The sequence below is a fragment of the Bacillus sp. T-10(2022) genome, from assembly GCF_056502895.1.
Genome location: NZ_CP113518.1, coordinates 1,226,883 through 1,246,453, shown reverse-complemented (window position 1 = coordinate 1,246,453; position 19,571 = coordinate 1,226,883). Strand labels below are relative to the sequence as shown.

The 19,571-nt window shown below is 40.9% G+C and carries 20 protein-coding genes; 9 read left to right on the top strand and 11 right to left on the bottom strand.

Going from position 1 to position 19,571, the window contains the following annotated elements; all coding sequences use genetic code 11:
• The first annotated feature begins 115 nt into the window (after window positions 1-115).
• From OSJ91_RS06040 to OSJ91_RS06025, 4 genes are all read left to right on the top strand, one after another.
• Window positions 116-640: a universal stress protein gene (locus OSJ91_RS06040; RefSeq protein ID WP_485891214.1), complete on the top strand. Its 525-nt coding sequence runs from the start codon at window positions 116-118 to the stop codon at window positions 638-640.
• A 394-nt stretch (window positions 641-1,034) separates the two neighbouring features.
• Window positions 1,035-1,922 carry a cation diffusion facilitator family transporter gene (locus tag OSJ91_RS06035; protein WP_350301625.1) on the top strand — a complete coding sequence of 296 codons (888 nt, stop codon included), beginning with the start codon at window positions 1,035-1,037 and terminating at the stop codon, window positions 1,920-1,922.
• 236 nt (window positions 1,923-2,158) lie between these two features.
• Window positions 2,159-3,268: a histidine kinase N-terminal domain-containing protein gene (locus OSJ91_RS06030; protein WP_350301624.1), complete on the top strand. Its 1,110-nt coding sequence runs from the start codon at window positions 2,159-2,161 to the stop codon at window positions 3,266-3,268.
• Between the two features lie 274 nt (window positions 3,269-3,542).
• On the top strand, window positions 3,543-4,874 hold the full coding sequence (locus OSJ91_RS06025; protein ID WP_137019416.1) for a hemolysin family protein: 1,332 nt from the start codon (window positions 3,543-3,545) through the stop codon (window positions 4,872-4,874).
• Window positions 4,875-4,927: 53 nt separating this feature from the next.
• On the opposite strand, the gene uptA is transcribed toward OSJ91_RS06025, so the two are convergent.
• The 4 genes from uptA to OSJ91_RS06005 all read right to left on the bottom strand — a co-directional run bounded on the left by uptA (window position 4,928) and on the right by OSJ91_RS06005 (window position 7,356).
• Entirely contained in the window at window positions 4,928-5,557 is a 630-nt protein-coding gene (gene uptA / locus OSJ91_RS06020; RefSeq protein ID WP_485891856.1) for an undecaprenyl phosphate transporter UptA, read from the bottom strand.
• Window positions 5,558-5,719: 162 nt separating this feature from the next.
• Window positions 5,720-5,884 (bottom strand): hypothetical protein, encoded by a 165-nt coding sequence (locus tag OSJ91_RS06015; protein ID WP_157831095.1) that lies wholly within the window; start codon window positions 5,882-5,884, stop codon window positions 5,720-5,722.
• 91 nt (window positions 5,885-5,975) lie between these two features.
• Entirely contained in the window at window positions 5,976-6,689 is a 714-nt protein-coding gene (locus tag OSJ91_RS06010; RefSeq protein ID WP_485891213.1) for a FixH family protein, read from the bottom strand.
• A 94-nt stretch (window positions 6,690-6,783) separates the two neighbouring features.
• Window positions 6,784-7,356 (bottom strand): YitT family protein, encoded by a 573-nt coding sequence (locus tag OSJ91_RS06005; RefSeq protein WP_048678063.1) that lies wholly within the window; start codon window positions 7,354-7,356, stop codon window positions 6,784-6,786.
• Between the two features lie 615 nt (window positions 7,357-7,971).
• On the opposite strand from OSJ91_RS06005, the gene OSJ91_RS06000 reads away from it, so the two are divergent.
• Entirely contained in the window at window positions 7,972-9,324 is a 1,353-nt protein-coding gene (locus OSJ91_RS06000) for a hemolysin family protein (RefSeq protein WP_350301621.1), read from the top strand.
• Window positions 9,325-9,668: 344 nt separating this feature from the next.
• On the opposite strand, the gene ytvI is transcribed toward OSJ91_RS06000, so the two are convergent.
• A complete protein-coding gene (gene ytvI, locus OSJ91_RS05995) occupies window positions 9,669-10,712 on the bottom strand; it encodes a sporulation integral membrane protein YtvI (RefSeq protein WP_350301620.1) in 1,044 nt (347 codons plus the stop codon).
• Window positions 10,713-10,840: 128 nt separating this feature from the next.
• Here ytvI and OSJ91_RS05990 point away from each other — a divergent pair, with 128 nt between their 5' ends.
• Window positions 10,841-11,044, top strand: a complete 204-nt coding sequence (locus OSJ91_RS05990) for a hypothetical protein (RefSeq protein ID WP_350301619.1) — start codon at window positions 10,841-10,843, stop codon at window positions 11,042-11,044.
• A gap of 498 nt (window positions 11,045-11,542) precedes the next feature.
• Window positions 11,543-11,962, top strand: a complete 420-nt coding sequence (locus OSJ91_RS05985) for a MarR family winged helix-turn-helix transcriptional regulator (RefSeq protein WP_336863169.1) — start codon at window positions 11,543-11,545, stop codon at window positions 11,960-11,962.
• A gap of 65 nt (window positions 11,963-12,027) precedes the next feature.
• Here OSJ91_RS05985 and pdxR read toward each other — a convergent pair whose 3' ends face one another.
• Entirely contained in the window at window positions 12,028-13,419 is a 1,392-nt protein-coding gene (gene pdxR / locus OSJ91_RS05980; protein WP_485891212.1) for a MocR-like pyridoxine biosynthesis transcription factor PdxR, read from the bottom strand.
• A gap of 103 nt (window positions 13,420-13,522) precedes the next feature.
• Between pdxR and OSJ91_RS05975 the strand changes: the two genes are divergently transcribed.
• Window positions 13,523-14,101 carry a GNAT family N-acetyltransferase gene (locus tag OSJ91_RS05975; RefSeq protein WP_413016072.1) on the top strand — a complete coding sequence of 193 codons (579 nt, stop codon included), beginning with the start codon at window positions 13,523-13,525 and terminating at the stop codon, window positions 14,099-14,101.
• Window positions 14,102-14,147: 46 nt separating this feature from the next.
• On the opposite strand, the gene OSJ91_RS05970 is transcribed toward OSJ91_RS05975, so the two are convergent.
• From OSJ91_RS05970 to OSJ91_RS05960, 3 genes are all read right to left on the bottom strand, one after another.
• Window positions 14,148-14,291 (bottom strand): hypothetical protein, encoded by a 144-nt coding sequence (locus OSJ91_RS05970; protein ID WP_350301616.1) that lies wholly within the window; start codon window positions 14,289-14,291, stop codon window positions 14,148-14,150.
• Window positions 14,292-14,366: 75 nt separating this feature from the next.
• Entirely contained in the window at window positions 14,367-14,822 is a 456-nt protein-coding gene (locus tag OSJ91_RS05965; RefSeq protein WP_350302806.1) for a GNAT family N-acetyltransferase, read from the bottom strand.
• Between the two features lie 17 nt (window positions 14,823-14,839).
• On the bottom strand, window positions 14,840-15,856 hold the full coding sequence (locus tag OSJ91_RS05960) for a nitronate monooxygenase (RefSeq protein WP_485891211.1): 1,017 nt from the start codon (window positions 15,854-15,856) through the stop codon (window positions 14,840-14,842).
• 141 nt (window positions 15,857-15,997) lie between these two features.
• On the opposite strand from OSJ91_RS05960, the gene trhO reads away from it, so the two are divergent.
• The gene (gene trhO, locus OSJ91_RS05955) at window positions 15,998-16,963 is read left to right on the top strand and encodes an oxygen-dependent tRNA uridine(34) hydroxylase TrhO (protein ID WP_350301614.1); all 966 of its coding nucleotides are present in this window, start codon (window positions 15,998-16,000) and stop codon (window positions 16,961-16,963) included.
• A gap of 303 nt (window positions 16,964-17,266) precedes the next feature.
• Here trhO and OSJ91_RS05950 read toward each other — a convergent pair whose 3' ends face one another.
• Both OSJ91_RS05950 and OSJ91_RS05945 read right to left on the bottom strand, forming a co-directional pair.
• Complete coding sequence (locus tag OSJ91_RS05950) at window positions 17,267-17,899, bottom strand: superoxide dismutase family protein (RefSeq protein WP_413016065.1); 633 nt, start codon at window positions 17,897-17,899, stop codon at window positions 17,267-17,269.
• 169 nt (window positions 17,900-18,068) lie between these two features.
• On the bottom strand, window positions 18,069-19,376 hold the full coding sequence (locus OSJ91_RS05945; protein WP_413016063.1) for a CitMHS family transporter: 1,308 nt from the start codon (window positions 19,374-19,376) through the stop codon (window positions 18,069-18,071).
• Between the last annotated feature and the right edge of the window lie 195 nt (window positions 19,377-19,571).

Here is a 19,571-nt window from a genome sequence, read left to right as displayed (position 1 = left end):
GCTCGTATCTATCCTTTACCCGTAAATGGCAGTCTATATACAGATTAAAGGCGTGAAGCCATTTAAAAGTGGGTATAACACCTTTAAGGTCTTAAAAAGGGGAGAGATAATATTAATGAAGGACTTAAAACATATTGTCGTCGCTTTTGATGGAAATGAAGAGAGTAAACGGGCCGTCGAATATGGAGCAACGTTGAAAAAGGCCTTTCCAAAAGCAGAGTTGACCATAGTTCATGTCCTAAATGATAAGGTTGAACAGCGTATCATGGGAGACGCCTCTGCTCCAGGGTTCGTACCTGCTGCCGGATTTTATGTAGATCCAGTCCAGACACATCCTGTTGTTGAAGTTGATCAACCACGAAATCAAAAGGTAAATGACACCCCTTCCGCCGTCGAGAATAGTATTCAGAATGCAGAAAGTAATACGTTGAGATTGTTAAGTGAATGTCAAGTCAAGGGAAAATTCGAACTATTGGAAGGATATGCGCCAGATAGCGTATGTGACTTTGCAGCAAGAACTTCTGCTGACCTTATCGTGGTCGGCAATAGCGCTAAAAGCGGTTTGGAAAAATTCTTCCTTGGCAGTACAAGTAGTACCATTGCGAAAAACGCACCCTGTTCGGTATTCATTGCAAAATGAAAATTGAGCCGGTTCACACTAGTTGATCATACTTTGAAAAAGGCCGGATTCTTATAGAATCCGGCCTTTTTGTTGGATTTTTCAGTTATTGCTTGTATCCAAAACCACATCCCTGCATCAGTTCGAACTGTTCACTCTCAGCCTTTTTGGCTCCCCTTTGGAAGTATTTATTTTTCGATCATCGGTTAGAATATTACAATTAAAGAAAATGCACATGTTATCAAAACTTGCCATTCCCAGTAATCTTTCATTTATCCAACTTCTTTACAGACCTTCAATACATCTGCTATTAACCAAGTTAGATGGCTAAATACGACAATTTTTCTATAGACTCACTAAGGTTTGATTTGGTATCTTTATTAAGCCTAATTTACATTGGGGAGGGAATGTGGACATGGATAAACATTCGATTTCTGCTGAAAAAGGCGCTTACATAAGCATCGCCGCGTACATATTCTTGTCTGCTCTTAAATTGTCATTTGGTTATTTCGGTGATTCCAAAGGGCTTTGGGCTGATGGTTTAAATAATACGACCGACATCATCGCTTCCATAGCCGTATTGATCGGTTTAAAAATTTCAAAGAGACCTCCTGATGATAATCATTCATATGGTCATTTACGGGCGGAAACCGTAGCCTCGTTGGTAGCTGCCTTTATCATGATCACCGTGGGCCTCCAAGTTGTATTCAGTGCCATTGAATCCTTCTTTCACCAAGATTCAACAACCGTTCCCAGTATGCTGACCGGTTATGTCGCTCTATTTTCTGCAATCTTCATGTACGGAATCTTCCGCTATAACTTATCTCTAAGTAAAAAGATCAACAGCTCTTCCATCTATGCCGTAGCACAGGATAATCGATCCGATGCCCTTGTCAGTGTGGGTGCTTTCATTGGAATCATCGGCACCAAGATGGGAATCCCTTGGCTGGATGCGATAGCTGCAGCAGTCGTGGGGGTCATCATCTGCAAAACAGCCTGGGATATCTTTCGTGATGCCTCCATCTCTTTAACCGATGGTTTCGACGAGCAGCTCCTGCAAAAGATCGGACAAACCATTATATTGACAGAAGGTGTTAAAGAAATGAGTGAAATCAAAGCCCGGATGCACGGAAGTGAAATCCTGCTCGAAACTACCGTTCATGTCAACCCCCTTTTGACCGTCATTCAAGGTCATGATATCACGGTTAAAATCGAAGAGAATCTTTTGAAGGAATATAATATCCAGCATGTGATCGTTCATATCGAACCATATGCATTTCATAAAAAAGGTAACCGTCATTAACTTTACGGATACCTTTTTTTGTTATTAATTCCTGTAATTACTGTAATAAAACTGTGTCAAAAAAAGGTATTTATTGATTGATTGCCGAATATTTATCCAATTGACACATGTTAAAAGAACAGTAATCTGTTATCATGAAAACATCATGTAATTATTTTGATATTTTGTAATTTTATTCTAATAAAGCACTTTCTGGGTCAAAAGTAAATTCATTTTCCTACAGTATGGAGGGCAAAATGGTATCTAATCGAGAAATGACCATTCACTTTTTATCTTCTCAAAAAACCAGCATCATTTCCAAATGGAAAGATGAGTTACTGCATTTACCGGACGGATATCTGGGATATTTTAAAGGAGAAGTGGAAAATATTTTTAATCTGCTAATGGATCAGCTTGGAAAATCGGATACTGAAATTGGTGATGTACTGAAGGTCGTAGGGGAAAAAATTGCGTCTGATCGAGTTAATAAGCAATTGGATATGGAAAATTTCTTTTCCACTGCAACCATCGGGAGATCCACCATCATTGAGCACGTATTGAATTCCGAAGCACCCAAAGAAGAAATATCGGTTCTAATTAAGCAAATAAACGTTTACTTCGATAAACTCATTCATTTTGCATTATCCCATTATACCGAATTGAAAACGATCGAACTTGAAGAACGCTATCAATTCATAAGCCCAAACCATAAAGACCGTTTGACGCTACTTGGCCAAATGACCTCAAGCTTTGTCCATGAATTCAGAAATCCACTGACTTCCATCATGGGATTCATACAATTGTTACAGGCAGAACAGCCTGAGATAAAATACCTTGATATCATTTCAAAGGAATTGGATCAGCTCAATTACCGGATCACACAATTCCTTAATATTTCCAAAAAGGAAACTTCAGCATCACCACCTGATCTATTTTCCATTGCTCAGCTTGTGAATGAGGTAATCGAATTTTTATATCCGAGCATCTTGGAAGTAAATGCCTCCATTACATGTAATATTGCCGAGGATGCCGTAATTTCCGGTTCTAAAGAAGAATTCCGTCAAGTTTTACTTAATATTATTTTAAACGCTCTTGATGTGGTTGCAGGGATGCCTTCCCCATCCATTTACATTTCAGGCTCTGAATCACCACCCGGCATTCTTACTTTAAATATATCGAACAACGGGCCGAAGATACCTGACGACGTTTTGCCGAATATTTTTGAACCATTCATCACCACCAAAAAAAGGGGAACGGGATTGGGATTATTCGTCTGTAAAGAAATCGTTTTAAAGCATCAAGGAACCTTAACCTGCCACTCTACCGATTTCCTAACGACCTTTTCCATACAATTGAAAACTAAATAATGGATAAATAACCTTTTTTACTTAGGTTTTTAGTGTGAAATTTTTGACTGATTGACGTCCAGTTACTTATACTAATAGGTAGGTTCCACTACTAATCGAGGTGAATGATCCTATAGATTGAAAATATAAACCAGCATAATTTTCATACAAGATAGACAAGACTTATTTTTCATCTAACATTTTATACACTAAATATCATTTCATTCATTATTGGTTTTGGGAGGTGACTGGGATAATTAAATCGTTTTGGCGATTCAATTAAGTCCCACACTAATTGGACATATTAAGTTTTTTATTCGTCATTATTTTAATCGCTTTAACGGCCTTTTTTGTAGCTTCTGAATTTTCGATCATAAGGGTTCGCAGCTCCAGGATCGATCAATTGATTGAAGAGGGAAATAAAAAAGCCATTGCGGCTAAGAAGGTTACATCCGATCTTGATGAGTACCTATCCGCGACACAGCTTGGTATTACCGTTACTGCCCTTGGATTGGGTTGGCTAGGACAACCGACCGTCCTCAAATTGGTTGGGCCATTATTCAATGCCTTGAATATCCCTCAAGAAGTCACAAGCATTCTGACATTCGTCATTTCATTTTCCCTGATTACGTTCCTGAACGTGGTTGTAGGTGAATTGGCTCCAAAGACGGTTGCCATCCAAAAGGCTGAGCAAGTGGCCTTGGCAATTGCCAGCCCGCTGATATTTTTCCATAAGATAGCCTTTCCCTTCATATGGGCCTTGAATCATTCTTCCCGATTAGTTGTCGGATTATTTGGCTTCAAGCCAGCATCCGAAAGCGAAATAGCCCATACGGAAGAAGAATTGCGTTTCATCCTATCAGATAGCTATAAAAGCGGAGAGATTAACCAGTCGGAATTCAAATATGTAAACAACATCTTTGAATTCGATGATCGTGTTGCCAAAGAAATCATGGTTCCAAGGACGGAAATCATGACCATATCCAAAGATGATACGGTACAGGAATTCGTCGATGTCGCCAAATTGGAAAAATACACTCGATATCCTGTTGTCGAAGGTGATAAAGACCATGTCATCGGCTTAGTGAACTTAAAGGAAGTTTTCTCGGATCTTATAAAAAATCGGGAAATCCATATCAAAGCAATAGAAAATTACGCTCGTCCGATCATTCGGGTAATGGAAAATATCCCGATTCACGATTTGCTGTTAAAAATGCAAAAAGAACGCATTCATATGGCTATTTTGATGGATGAATATGGCGGAACTTCCGGACTTGTCACAGTCGAGGATATCCTCGAGGAAATCGTTGGCGAAATTCGTGATGAATTCGATATCGATGAAGTTGCCTCGATCAGGAAAATTAAAGATGGACATTATATTTTAGATTCTAAACTTCTTGTAAAGGAAGTGAATGATTTACTTGGCATTCACTTAGAAGAAGATGATGTCGATACGATAGGCGGATGGGTCCTTACTGAAAATTATGATGTGAAGGTAGGGGACATCATGGAAAAAGACGGCTTCTGCTTTAAAGTGATTGAAATGGAAGATCACGCCATTCGTTCTATCGAGGTGACAAAAAAGGTCGTACAGCTTCCTCTGGAGGAAGACCTTACCCAAGGATAATGATTAAAAACAGCCACGTAAATCACCTTTTACGTGGCTGTTTTTTCGATTGTTCATTTATCGGGAAACCGCCCCATTTTTTTGACCGTTACGATTGGAGGTGTACTCTTTTTTTTCCATAAAATATACAGCATGATAATGATAAAGGAAAAACCAGCAGCCGGAATGAGATAAGGGTCCGTTATTTCCCGGATTTGCTGCCAATTCTCGCCGAGGATCCGCCCTAAGGTCAGAAACAAGATGGTCCAAGGGATGACAGCCGCAACCGTATAAAATATAAACTTCCATACGGACATCCTTGCAATTCCAGCAGGGATGGAAATGGCATGGCGAACCACTGGAATGAATCGAGCCGTAAAAATCACGCCTACACCATACCTTTGAAACCACTCTTCAGCATGTACAATATGATTTTCTTTAATTAAAATATATTTTCCATACTTCAAGAGAAAGGGCCGTCCTCCATAATAACCAGCCCAATAGAGAAATAGCTGTGCCATCGTCCCGCCTGCCACTCCTGCAAGAACAGCTCCCCAAAAATTCATTTTCCCAAGGCCGACCACATAACCACCGTATCCGAGAACAAGCTCACTCGGGATGATTTCAACCATCAGCCCCAATAAAATCCCCATATACCCCATTTCCGCAAACCAATTCAATATCGTCATAATAAGCTGTGATATCATGCTATCGGACTCCCCTTACCGCTAATTTCAAATTGTTTGTCCTTCTATCCTATTTCAGCTCATAAGGTTCTATTCGATTTTTCATATCCAGCTTCACAATGCAACACATTTAGAATGCACAAAAAAAGACCAGCTGATTTGTAATCCGGTCTCATTGCATCAATATTCTTTTAGCTCCCGTTTTTGGGAAAATTGAGAAAAAACAGCTGTGGTGAGTAAGGATGAATCATTTTGTGAAACATTAGTGAAAATCTCTTGGCGTGATTTCGTTTTTTCAATATGAATCCCGAGATTTTTATACTTGTTGATTTTTTGATTATTCATGCTTACCCTCCCTTTCTGCTGTACCGTTATCCTTTAACTTCCCATTTAACGAAGAGATGAAACCTGTTTAAACGATTCATCCAAAAAACAATCAATTGACTTGAATCGTTTGCAGTTGGTGTTCGTGCACTTCGTCTTTTTCAACATGTACCTGCACCTTATAGGTTCCCGATTCTTCGAAAGATACCTTATTTAGATATGTTCCATTCCCATCTTCTTCAGCTTTGGTGAAATGACTCTCTTCGCTGCCTTCCTTCCAGACCTCGAAATTCACATCTGCCTTTGTCAGTGGTTTCCCATTCAATTCAACGGTCGCTTCAAAGTTCGAACTGTTTCCTGCCTTTACAGGGTTACTTTGAAACTCGATGGATACATCCGTACTAGGATGAACCGATGCACCTTCACTTTCATGTTCAGAAACGACAACTTCTTTTTCAGGCATTACATGAAGGCCTTTGGCCGTTACATGGGAGACTACAATATATTTGCCTTGTTCTTCAAAAGTATGCATCACTTGATACATGCCACTTCCAGTATTCTTCGCTTCAAGCATTTCCCGTTTATCCTGTCCGGACTTTCTCACTTCAAACAGTACCTCATCAGCTTCATTCACCAATTGGCTTCCCTGTTTCACTGTCGTTTCAAGAATGACTTCTTTTCCAGGCTCCACTTTCCCTTTTATGACAATTGATGCATCCATCGATTCTGGAACAGCACTGTTCACTTCTTTATCCTCTGGCATTTCAGCCTCTTGACACCCAGCCAGCATAACTAACAATGCAGTACACATATAGAGTTTTTTCATATGAACTTCCCTTTACTATTTATTAGACTAAAAATCTGTCCTTTTCATATTGCCCATCCTTTCCATTTTTAGGATTTTTATACATAATTCAACACTAAATGGTTCGCATCACGGTGACTGAAGTCAGCATGGCTACCGCGATGATCGTTAAAAATGAATATAAAAAGATTGAAGTCCCGACAACGCTCAATCCGCAAAGCAATACGCATCCATCAATGAAAAAAATCAGCAGCCCTACATTGAGTCCACTTTTCCTGGAAAGGATCTGTGCCAGCATATCCGTTCCGCCTGTAGAGGTCCCATACCGAAGCATCAAGCCGATTCCAAGTCCAATCAACCCTCCCCCGATTATCGCACTTACATAAATGGGAAGGTTCCATCCTGTGACAGCGTCAGAAAAAATGTCGATGCATAAAGAGGAAAAAAGCAAGCCATGTAAGCTGTTCAGGAATAATTTTTTTTCAAAATACCAAGCATATATATATAATGGAATGCTGCTCAAAATCACACCCAGCCCAGTCGGAAGTCCTATATAGTAATGAAAAATCAGCCCAATCCCTATCATGCCGCCATCCAATAAATGATAAGGTATCAGAAAAAAATTGATTCCCACTCCTACTAGCATGCTGCCGGCAATGATTGCTGCCATCCTTTCCATGATTTTCATGGCCGCCACCCCCTTTAATCTTCAATGAAAACTTGTCTTGGTTTCTATAGAATATGTTTGTACCATCCAAAAAATAATGAAATTGACCAATTTTTTAGGAAACGGCCCTCAGTTTTCTGAATATTCTATAATATGTTACAATAAAGTAGAGAAAACAGTCAAAAACAGCTAATTATTAGCTCAAACTAATCCTTTTCATGCAATTTACCGGATTTAAGGTGCCGTAAGCTGTTTGACTGAATGATTAACTCTTTCTATAATAAAAGTATTTAAATTAATTAGATTGAGGTGATTTGATGGGGCATTAAAGAATGTTCGTTTTGACGGACGAACGCTGCTTTGCGTAACGGATATGTGCATCCTTTTGGAAAATGGCTGCACTCCTTCAGACAGAAATTCTTCTATTTCCCGTCTACGCATCGCTAATCGGCATATACTATTATTCTCTTCATCACAAAAAGAAATGGGAGTTCAAGCGGCTGCACATCTATTACCACAGCCATTTTGAAGTAATCCCAAAAATATTCAGCACGGCAAAAAAAATATACTTGTATATTTTAAAAATGTAGGAGGTGTACTCCTTATTCGTCTCGAAGGCGAGTTAAGGGAGACTATTTGGACATAATAAACTTGGTTCTTATTGCCATTTTAATTGCTTTAACAGCATTTTTTGTAGCTACGGAGTTTGCGATTGTTAAAGTGAGAAGCACGAGGGTCGATCAATTAATTGAAGAAGGAACGCCGAATGCTATTTCAGCAAAGAAAGTCATATCCAACCTGGATGAATACCTCTCAACATGCCAGCTCGGAATTACCGTTACAGCTCTAGGGCTTGGGGTGCTTGGGGAACCGACAGTTGAAAAGATTTTGCACCCACTCTTGAATCAATTGAATCTTCCAAATTCAGCTTCACATGCACTCTCGGTTGCAATTGCCTTTTCTTTCATTACCTTCATGCACGTGGTTGTTGGGGAATTGGCACCAAAAACATTGGCGATTCAAAAAGCGGAGCAAGTAACCTTATTGGTTTCCAAACCTTTAATTGGTTTTAACAAAATCATGTATCCATTCATCTGGGTACTGAATGGCTCTGCAAGGACGCTTACAAGAATGCTAGGATTAAAAGCAGTTTCCGAACATGATTTGGCTCATACAGAAGAAGAGCTGCGTATCATTGTTTCCGAAAGCTACAAAAGTGGCGAAATTAACCAATCAGAGTTTAAATATGTGAATAAAATTTTTGAATTCGATGATCGGATCGCAAAAGAAATCATGGTTCCACGTACAGAAATTGCAACGGTATCCAAGGATGATACGATCCAGCAGTTTTTTACCGTTATGGCGGAAGAGAACTTTACACGATATCCTGTCATTGACGGTGATAAGGATCATGTTATTGGAATGGTCAATATCAAAGAGCTATTCACTGAAATGATAGACAAGAACAATCAGGCAGCGTCAACGATCGATCGATATGTTCGTCCGATCATCCGTGTCATTGACAGTATCCCCATTCACGATTTACTTTTAAAAATGCAAAAGGAACGGATCCACATGGCTATCCTCATGGACGAATACGGCGGTACGTCAGGCTTGGTGACCGTTGAAGATATTCTTGAAGAAATCGTTGGCGATATCCGCGATGAGTTCGACCTGGATGAAGTGCCGGATGTCCGTAAATTAAAAGAAGATCACTACATCATCGATGCCAAGGTATTAGTCAGTGAAGTGAATGACTTACTTGGATTGGATATCAATGATGAAGATATTGATACGATGGGCGGATGGATCCTTACCGAGAATTACGAGGCCAAACAAGGGGATATCCTGACTTACGGGCCTTATAACTTTAGGATAAAGGAAATGGAAGATCACCATATTCGTTATATTGAAATATATAAACAAGTAAAAGTCGTAAGCGAAGTAAAAGAATTCCCGATCATATCACAAACCGAAATCGTTTCATGATAATAACCCCCGTTCCTAAAAGACAATAGGATCGGGGGTTATTTTTTTTACTGGTACATGAAATAAAATAAATACATATTATATAAAACCTGCTGCTTTTAACATTGAATGATTACACGAAGTATAGTTCTACCTTAATTGTTTCATACTGTTAAAAAAGCGATACTTTTTGAAGGAGTGAGGAATCATGAAACTCATAACCATTTGCCAGCACTGCAAAGGGAAAGGGAAAACCCGTTATCTGCAATTTTTTTCCCGGGACTGCAATCATTGCAACGGTCAAGGTAAAGCGGTAAAAGATATGTCAAATTTAAGAAATCAGGCAAAAAACATCTAATAATCTTTCATATTTTGAAATTGGTTTTGATGACACCTGCCCTCTTTAACGTATCATAAACAATCAGTATCGAAGGTCCAAGGAAAAGCCCAATGAAGCCAAGCATCTTAAACCCTAAGTAAAGACTGATCAACGATGCCAATGGGCTCAACCCCATATTTGCTGAATAGATTTTTGGTTCGATTGTCCTTCTTATGATGGTAATGACCAGGAAAAGGATGATGAGGCCAATACCTAGATGATGGTTGCCTTGAGCCCAAACGATTACTGCCCAAGGAACCAGTACAGATCCCGTCCCCAAGATAGGAAGAATGTCCACAACTACTATTAGTAGTGCCAATGGAATCGTATACTTCACATTTAACAACCATAGTCCTCCATAAGCCATGATGAACGTTATTAAACTCAACGTGATTTGTGCCTTGATGAAGCCTACGGCTGCCATACTTAAATCTTGATAAACTAGCGAAATCTTTTGATAGGTGGATGTCTTCAAATAAAGGACTGCCTTTTTTCTTAACTTTGGCAATTCAAGACTAAATAAGAATAAAGCGATTAAGTAAATTAAAAAGTCAATGAAAAATCCCGGAATGAGTGTAACGAATTGAACCATATCCTGAACAAAGCCCTCTGTGAACCCCTCCAGAGCCATGACTCCCTTTTCCATCGTTTGTTCTATTGATTGAATGAGATTTGGCGGTAAAGTTTGGGAATACCTTTCCCATTGCCTAATGACTGGCAATATAGCCGTCAAATACACTTCACGTATGAAACCGGGAAATTCTTCCGAATAGACAATGACCTTCTTGATTAATACCGAAAAGGAAAAATAAGTGATGCTCATAAGCCCGCCTACATATAAAACAAATGAAATCAATACTGCCCAAAACCGATGCAGCTTTGCCGTTTCACCAATCATGCGGACCAATCCATCCAAAAGAATGGCGGTGAGCAACGCTAAAATCAAAGCCCATGAATAGGGAATGACGATAACTATGACTAAAAGGAGAATCCCCCTCCAAAACCAGCGAAAAAAGACGGCGACATTCACTGAACAAACCCTCCTTGCACTTTCCTGTTCTCCTTATATTTATGAAATGGGATCACATATATTTCGCTTATACGTTTTATTTTCTCAATAAGGGGAAAAAGAGATACAAAGAGATGGAGGGATTGACATTGGATAATAAAGATAAAGAAAAGTATCTTGAGGAGCGTAATGATAAATCCAAGGCCTTCAAGAAAAATCAGGAAAAACAGCTGGAACGTGATCAAGTGGTCATGCCCATTGATGATTTACCAATTGATGAAATTAAATATGAACAACAAGAAGAACGAAATAAAGAAGAAACAAAGCACCGCTCCACCAGCGAGAAGTTTTAAACAGAAACCAGCCACTTTAGAGGCTGGTTTTTGTTTGCAGGATATTCTGCATTCAGCTTTCAAGGTGACGTGTCGTATTGACTTTCACCAATTCTCAGTGGCACTTATGGACAATCGGGAAAAGCGCGTCCAAGGGAGACCCCGCAGGTGCAAGCCGAGGGCGGACCGTCCGCGGAAAGCGAGTGCCTGGAGCGGAAATAAACGCCCAAATGGACAAACCATTAAAAAACTGTTGGCAAACTCGAATTTACCTATAGTCTGAAATATCTCCCATCATATATTAGGGTTCTTCTTGTGATTGTGCTTATGCTTCCCCGTTGTTTTTTGATGATTTGGGAAGACTGAGCTTTCCCTCAATTCATTCATTTTGCCAGTATTTTTCCCTTTCCCGCTTTGCTTCCAAAAATAAACATTGACTGAAATAAATGATTCTTTACAATAGACTTTTAAGAATTAAAGAATATAATGGATTGGTCGACCATTATAAAGGAGAATCATATGACGAACCCTACTCAATTATTTCATCAATATTTACAAGTATCGAGATCATTAGTCAGCAAAATGAATGAACAAATTACATCACTTGAAATTTACCATAATCAGTGGACAATCCTTAATTACCTAAAGAACTGTGGCTATTCCACAATCCCCGATATTTGCAGTTACCTGGATGTAGATAGTGTTATCATCACACGTTCGGTCAACAGTATGGAACAGAATAATATGATTAAACAAGTTCCTGGTAAAGATGAACAGGAAAAACGAATCGAACTGACCCCCCGGGGCAAAGAGGTACATACAAAATGTCTTAAGATTGCCGAAAAAATCGAAGGGAAAGCCCTGGAAGGCATTACTGAAGAGGAACAGGAAGTATTTTTCCAGACGGTCCTTAAAATCCTCAATAATATAAGAAACTAAAATGGGTAGCTTATATCATTGTTGAATAAGTGTGAAGCAAGGCCTTTCCTTACTTTCGCACCAAGCTATAGCCATGCCTTTTTTAAAAGCCGGATTCCTGTTTCGATTTCCCTTTCGGTTAAACCACCGTACCCAATCAAAATAGTCGGATCTTTCACATTCTTTGAATGATAAACCGATGTTGGGTGGACTTTAACCCCCACACTGGCAGCCTCATGAATGAGCTCTGCCTCACTGCTGCCGTTTTTCACTTGTAAAAGAACGTGCAAGCCTGACTTTTCACCGATTACGGCTACACGATCATGGAAGCACTCTTCAATGGCATTCAGCAGCACCTTATTCTTTTTACGGTAAATCGTTCGCATTTTATTCAGATGGCGTTCCCAATGTCCATTTTTCATAAAAAGACAGAGCGTTTCCTGAATCAGTCTGGAAACGGTCTGTTTGTATCCTATTAACTTCTGCTGATAGCGGCAAGCCAACTCCATGGGTAACACCATAAATCCCACCCTCATTGATGGGATGAGCGACTTTGAAAACGTGCCTAGGTAGATGACCCTTCCATTGGTGTCCAACCCCTGCAATGACGGAATCGGCTTACCAGCATGTCGGAATTCCCCGTCATAATCATCTTCAATAATATAACCCTTTTTTTCCACTGCCCAATTGAGCAATTCCACCCGTCTAATTATCGGCATGATCATACCGGAAGGAAATTGATGGGAAGGAGTGACATAGGCAACATTCGCTGCACTCTCTTTCAAGGAGTCCACACTCATTCCACTTTCATCCAAGGGTATGTATGCCATATCCGCTCCCTCCAGCCTCAGTACCTCCCTTACCCGATGAAAGCCAGGGTCTTCCAACCCAAATACCCGCTCATTTCCAAGAAGTAACCGCAGCAGATGGATGAAATACTGGGTACCTGCCCCAATGATGATTTGATCAGCCCCGCAGCGAACTCCTCTCGATTGAAATAGATAGGATGAAATCTCAGCCCTAAGCCCCCATTCCCCTTGAGGATCACCGCTCATGAACATTTCCCTTTCCTGTAGATACAACGTATTGTTCAAGCATTTTTTCCATACGGCATGCGGGAAAGAATCCACGTCCACCCGGCCATGATTGTAATCTATCTCATTTCTTTCATTCGGAGGGCACATCATCCCTTCTGTTACAGGCAACGGCTCATTCAAAGCTGAAATCGGTTCTAAATCGGCTACATAATAACCTTTCCTTAATTGACTTTCCACATATCCTTCTGCCATCAACTGCTGATAAGCCGTATCCACTGTATTCAGGCCTATCCCTAAATGCAAGGCCAGTTTTCGTTTAGAAGGCAGTTTCATTCCGGCCTTTATTTGTCCATTCTGGATTTCCTTCATAAAGTATTTATACAATTGCACATATAAAGCTTCTTTATTCGTTTTATCTAAGGTTAGAGTGATTTCAAACATTTGGTCCTCCTTCAAACTGGTTCCATAAATTATATCAGCATTGGTCCTTATTGCAGAACCAGAATATTTTTATAATGAAGATATCAATCAAGAGGAGGAAACTATGGAGCATATCGAATTATACGGGAAACACGTGATACTCACCCCGATGATGGAACATCATATCGAACCGCTTTACGCCGCTTCCCTGCCATCTGAAATATGGGAATGGAGTGCAACAAAAATTTTGTCATATGAAGAGGCGATCTCATATGTAAAGGAAGGCATTCGAGCAAGGGAACAGGAACTTCATCATCCATTTGTCGTTATCGATCGGATTGATGATTCGATAGTCGGCAGCACGAGCTTAAGAAATATTCACTTTCATAATCAATCCCTGGAAATCGGCGCGACTTGGTATCATCCCGACAAATGGCGAACAGCCATTAACACAGAATGTAAGTACCTGCTATTGCTGCATGCTTTTGAAAAGTGGCAAATGAAACGGGTTGAATTCAGGACTGACGAATGCAACAAAAGATCGCGTGCAGCAATAACCAGGCTCGGCGCCCTTGAAGAAGGCATTTTGAGGATGGAGAAAAAACTGCAAGATGGGAGGATCAGGAACACGGTGGTCTATAGTATTCTCGAGCATGAATGGCCCAGGGTGAAAAGGAATTTGGAAGCTTTTTTGGAAAGGTGAAAATGAGAAAAAGAGTGCCGTTGTTTTGCACTCTTTTCTCTTGCTGCTATTTTTCATGTGGGTCTTTACGAATTTTCGCTAAAGAATCCTTTTGCCTTTTCGTTGATCGAATGAATATGAAAACGCCAATCGCAAATAAAAACGGCATTAGTAAAGCAAAAAGAAGATAAATCATATCACCAAAGAACAAGTTCATTCCCCCTAAGCAATGCGACGCGCACTTTTGTCTGTAAAGCTTTTCCGTCAAACTTGGATGATCATTGCCTTAGTCTAAGCTTTGTGACAGGCGAATCATATCCTGGCACTGAATCCCATTTTCATAAATGGCCTCGGAATAGTTTCTCTTAAAAAAATCCCGATCGACCCCAGTTATTCTAAAACCGCATTTTTGGTAAAGCGCAAGCTGCCCTATCCCCGAATTCCCCGTTCCGATTTCAATCATTTTATATCCCTGTTCCCTTGCATGGCCTTTGGCGTGTTCAATCAATTGCCTGCCGATTCCCCTTCCATGGTGCCGTTCATCCACTGCGATGTTCATTATCTCTATCAGTTCCGGGCCTTTTTGCAGTAAAACATAAACACCGATCATTCGCTTATCACTCACGGCAACAAAGCACGTTCCGCTCCCCAAATATTCCTCGACCAATTCCCTTGAAGGATCTGCCAAAAGCAATAAATGCATCGGGGGTGTCTCATCCTTGAATAATTTCCTTATCTCCATCAGCATCCAAACCCTTCTCAGTTTAATTCTTCTACAAAAAGTTCAACCAATTCAAATGCAGGAAGTTCCCTGCTCAACTTATATCCCTGTCCTGCCCACAAAGCCATCAATTCAGGATTGTTTTTTTGTCCAGCCGCTTTTCGCATTTGTTTTGTCATGTGATGGACATAAGGATAGGCGACTGGTGCAACGCTATCATATTCCGTTAAAAAGTGATTCACCAACCCGCGTGCCCTCCGGCCGCTGAAGGCTCGGGTAATGGAGGTCTGAGTAAATCGGGGATTTCCCAACGCTGCCTTATGGACCGGACTTGCCCCGCTTTCGGGACAGCGAAGGAAAGCGGTTCCCAATTGCGCCGCTGCTGCTCCCGCTTCGAGCACGGCCGCGATATCCTTTCCATGCATCAGTCCGCCCGCGGCAATGATCGGTAAGTCCAGTTCATCTTTTATCATCCGTATCAATACTAAAAGACCGTAATCATCTTCTGTGCGGTTATCAAAGCTGGCCCGGTGCCCCCCTGCTTCAAACCCCTGTACACATAGAACATCGGCGCCTGCTCCCGCCGCCTTTTTTGCTTCCTGAAGGTTGGTTACTGTCACGGCTATAAGGGAACCGACATCTTGGAGCTCCCTTATTACATCTTCCGTTGGACATCCAAACGTAAAACTGACGACAGCGACCCCAGCCTCCTTCAATACATGTAGTTTATTTCCCCAATCATCGTCATCACTATCGGCTTTTCCAATCTCAGCCCCAACGCTCTCGGCCTCTTTTTCGATCTTTTCACGATAGCCAGATAATATATTTTCATCTACCGCCTCGTTGCCTGGCACAAATACATTCACGCCAAAAGGGCGCTCAGTCAACTGACGGGTCTGCCCTATCTCGTCCTTCATCTCTTCCGCAGTCTTATAGCCAGCCGCGAGAAAGCCCAATCCTCCTGCATTGGATACTGAAGCCGCAAGCTTCGGAGTGGAAGCTCCTCCTGCCATCGGTGCCTGAATGATTGGATATCTCATTAACTCTTTCAACATTCCATACAACTCCCCTTGATTTTTCTTCATGCCCTTATCATTTTTACGTTTTCTTGGTATAATGATTATCTGTAAGAGAAAAGTGTCTAAATGATCACCCTTTATATCTTGCAAATATAAAACATAGGTGGTAAATAAAAAATGGAAACAAAACCATATAGAGTATTACTTTATTATTTGTATGTACCCATCGAAAATCACGAAGAATTCGCAGCCGAGCATCTTGCGGCATGTAAAGCCCTTGAATTGAAAGGCCGTATCTTGGTGGCTTCAGAAGGTATCAACGGAACAGTTTCAGGTACGATCGAACAAACCGACAAATATATGGACATGATGAAAAGCGATCCCCGCTTTGCCGATATCGTGTTTAAAATAGATGAAGCTGAAGGCCATGCTTTCAAAAAAATGCATGTTCGTCCACGCAATGAACTTGTAACGCTTCGCTTGGAAGACGACATCAACCCGACCCAGACGACAGGCAAATACTTGAGCCCGAAGGAGTTCTTCGAGCAAATGCAAGATGAAAACACCATCGTCCTTGATGCCAGAAATGACTATGAATTTGATTTAGGACATTTCAGGGGTGCAATCAAGCCAGAAATCACGAATTTCCGTGAACTTCCCGAATGGGTCCGTGAAAATAAAGAAATGTTCGAAGGCAAAAAAATCCTAACGTATTGCACCGGCGGTATCCGCTGTGAGAAATTCTCCGGCTGGCTTGTCGAAGAAGGCTTTGAAGATGTAAGCCAGCTGCATGGCGGCATCGCAACATACGGGAAGGATCCCGAAGTCCAAGGTGAGCTATGGGATGGCCAAATGTATGTTTTCGATGAAAGGATTGCCGTACCTATCAATCAAAAGGAACATGTCATTGTCGGACGCGATATTTATTCCGGCGAACCTTGTGAACGCTATGTCAATTGCGCTAATCCTGAATGCAACAAGAAAATCCTTTGCAGCGAAGAGAACGAACACAAACATATGCGCAGCTGTACTCATGAATGCCGAGTGCATCCGCGTAATCGCTATGTAGTCGAGCATAACCTTTCTGAAGAAGAAGTGGCTGAGAGATTACAGCTAATCGAAGATTCCATTACGGCAAAATAATTTTAGCATACCCGAATCAGTGGACATGATCCCTGTTCGGGTTTTTTTATCGATTCAAACCAAATCTTATTTTCCTATATTAAACCTATGCCTTGGACTTCATTCCACTGCAAGAATTAACTATGATCTTTTTAATACACTGCTTCTATTGCAATATTACTTACATTCTTACTTCTATATCACAATAGAAAAAACCTTCTTAAATCGTAAAAAGAATGGTCAGCTTTAAGATTTTAGCTGTCAGCAGTTCTACCTTCAAAGAAAAGAGCGATTCCTCATTAGAAGAATCGCTCATGTTCTAACCTATTTTGCCTCTGCACTTACAACAATCCCGCAAGCTTGCCTATCGCCAGCATCACCAGTTTTCAAAGTATCTGCATCCGGTCCTTTTTCTCCATTGGCTTCATAGCGGTCAGGAATATTGGCAAAGTTGTCTGGATTCGCATGAACGATTACAGCCAGCTCTTCTTTCTTCAGTTGGTCTATTGTCATGTTATCCAATGTTGCCGTATATTTTGCTGTCCCATCTTCTTTTACATATAAAGGAGGCATATCACCTGCGTGCTTAGAATGCGTTTCATCAGTTGGATTGAAGTGTCCTCCCGCTGTAGTGAAAGGGCCATCCTTGGCATCCGCCTCACATGCTGCGTTTTCGTGAATATGGAATCCATGATAGCCTGGCTCAAGGCCTTCCAAAGCGGTCTCGATCACTACAGAATTCTCTTCAGCGGTAAAATTCACCGTCCCAAGGGTTTTACCTTCAACATCTTTAACTTCCGCTTTCACCTGCGGATCAACCGCTGTATCTGTTCCTTGTCCCACTGTAGTCATGTCCTCGGCATTATTATCGGCCTGATTTGAATCATCCGCTGAATTGCATCCATACAGTAAAAAGGCAGTACACATAGGCAGTACAAGTTTTTGTTTATAGTTCATGATAAATTCCCTCACTCTCTTATATGTATTTCCTCTTATTACTTTCCACTATTATGGAAGAATAAACAGAAAGCGGGATAAATAGGAAAATAGATTACACCAATGAGAGTGAACACCTTACTAAATTCACAGACAAGGATTTTACAATATAGCTTAATGGGCTCACATTTTACAAAGTGATGACCCCGAAAGTAATGGCTGCAATCGTCATGATGATGGTTGTCCCAAACGCCCATTTAAACAGGAATTTTTGGTGATCCCCAAAATCCACGCCTACAAGTCCAATCAATATGAATGTTGCAGGCACCAATGGCGATAAGGGGAACCCTGCGGTCGAATGACCTAATAAAGCCGCCCTTCCGATTTCTACAGGGGCTATGCCGAAGTTCGATGCCGTTTCACTTATTATTGGCAGAATGCCAAAATAATAGGCATCAGGTGAAAAAATGAACCCCATCGGTATGCTCGTCAGCGCTACCACCAGTGGCAAATGTGCCCCGAGCCACTCCGGAATGACGGTTACGATTGAAGCAGCCATCGAGTCCATCATCTTTGTTTCCGTGAATACACCCGTAAAAATCCCTGCTGCGAAAATGAGTGTACAGATCATCACGAAACTATTGGCATGACTTAAAATCCTTTCCTGCTGTTCTTTTGGGTTCGGAAAGTTAACGAATAGTGCAATCGCAAAAGCGGAGGCAAATAAGATTTGTATCGGCAGCACTTCCATCACCAGCAAAACCATCAGTAAAATCGTCAAGAACCAATTAAACCAAAAAAGTTTGGATGTTCCTTTAGATGCCGTTTCAACAGCTGCAGCCTGTTCACTCATACCAGGTTGCATGTTCGTCTCCAGGGAGCTGACTCCCAATCTCTCCCTTTCCTTTTTGCCAAGTACATATGCCGAAAAAAGCGTCCATAAAAGACCACAGATCATGACAGGTATGAGAGGAATGAATAACTCCGATACTTCAACCTGAAGGCTCGCGGCCGCCCTGACCAAAGGACCTCCCCAAGGAATCATATTCATGACGCCAGCGGCTAAACCAACGACACAGGCCAATACGAGCCTGTTCATCCCTAATTTGATATAAAGCGGCAGCATGGCTGAAACGGTGATCATGAATGTGGAAGAACCGTCTCCGTCCAAACCTACCAACATGGTTATAATGGCGGTTGCCATGACAACCTTTAGCGGGTCTCCTTTTACAAAACTCAGTATTTTAGCGATCATGGGCTCGAATAAACCAACGTCAATCATTAAACCAAAGTATAGAATAGCAAAAACGATCATGACTGCCGTTGGTGTCACTTTTAAAATACCCGCAACCATCATATCTCCCATTTCCGAAGCAAACCCACCAATCAGACCAAAGGCTATCGCCGTGAAGATAAAAGCGACAACCACTGATAAGCGCTTTGTGATGACTAAGACCAGAAACGTTAAAATCATGCAAAACCCTAAAATCGTTAACATGTTAAAAACTCCTTTAATTGAAAAAATGAAAACCTTTCGATTTCTAATTTTTCTGAAAAATCAATATTTTCACATTATACCATTTGCACATTCATTAAAAAACCAGTAAAACAAATTCGTTTAATAAATTAGTCAAATTCTGTATACTATTATTTAGGAACCCGAAGTTTTTTTCGGAGGAAAGAAGTGTTGTAT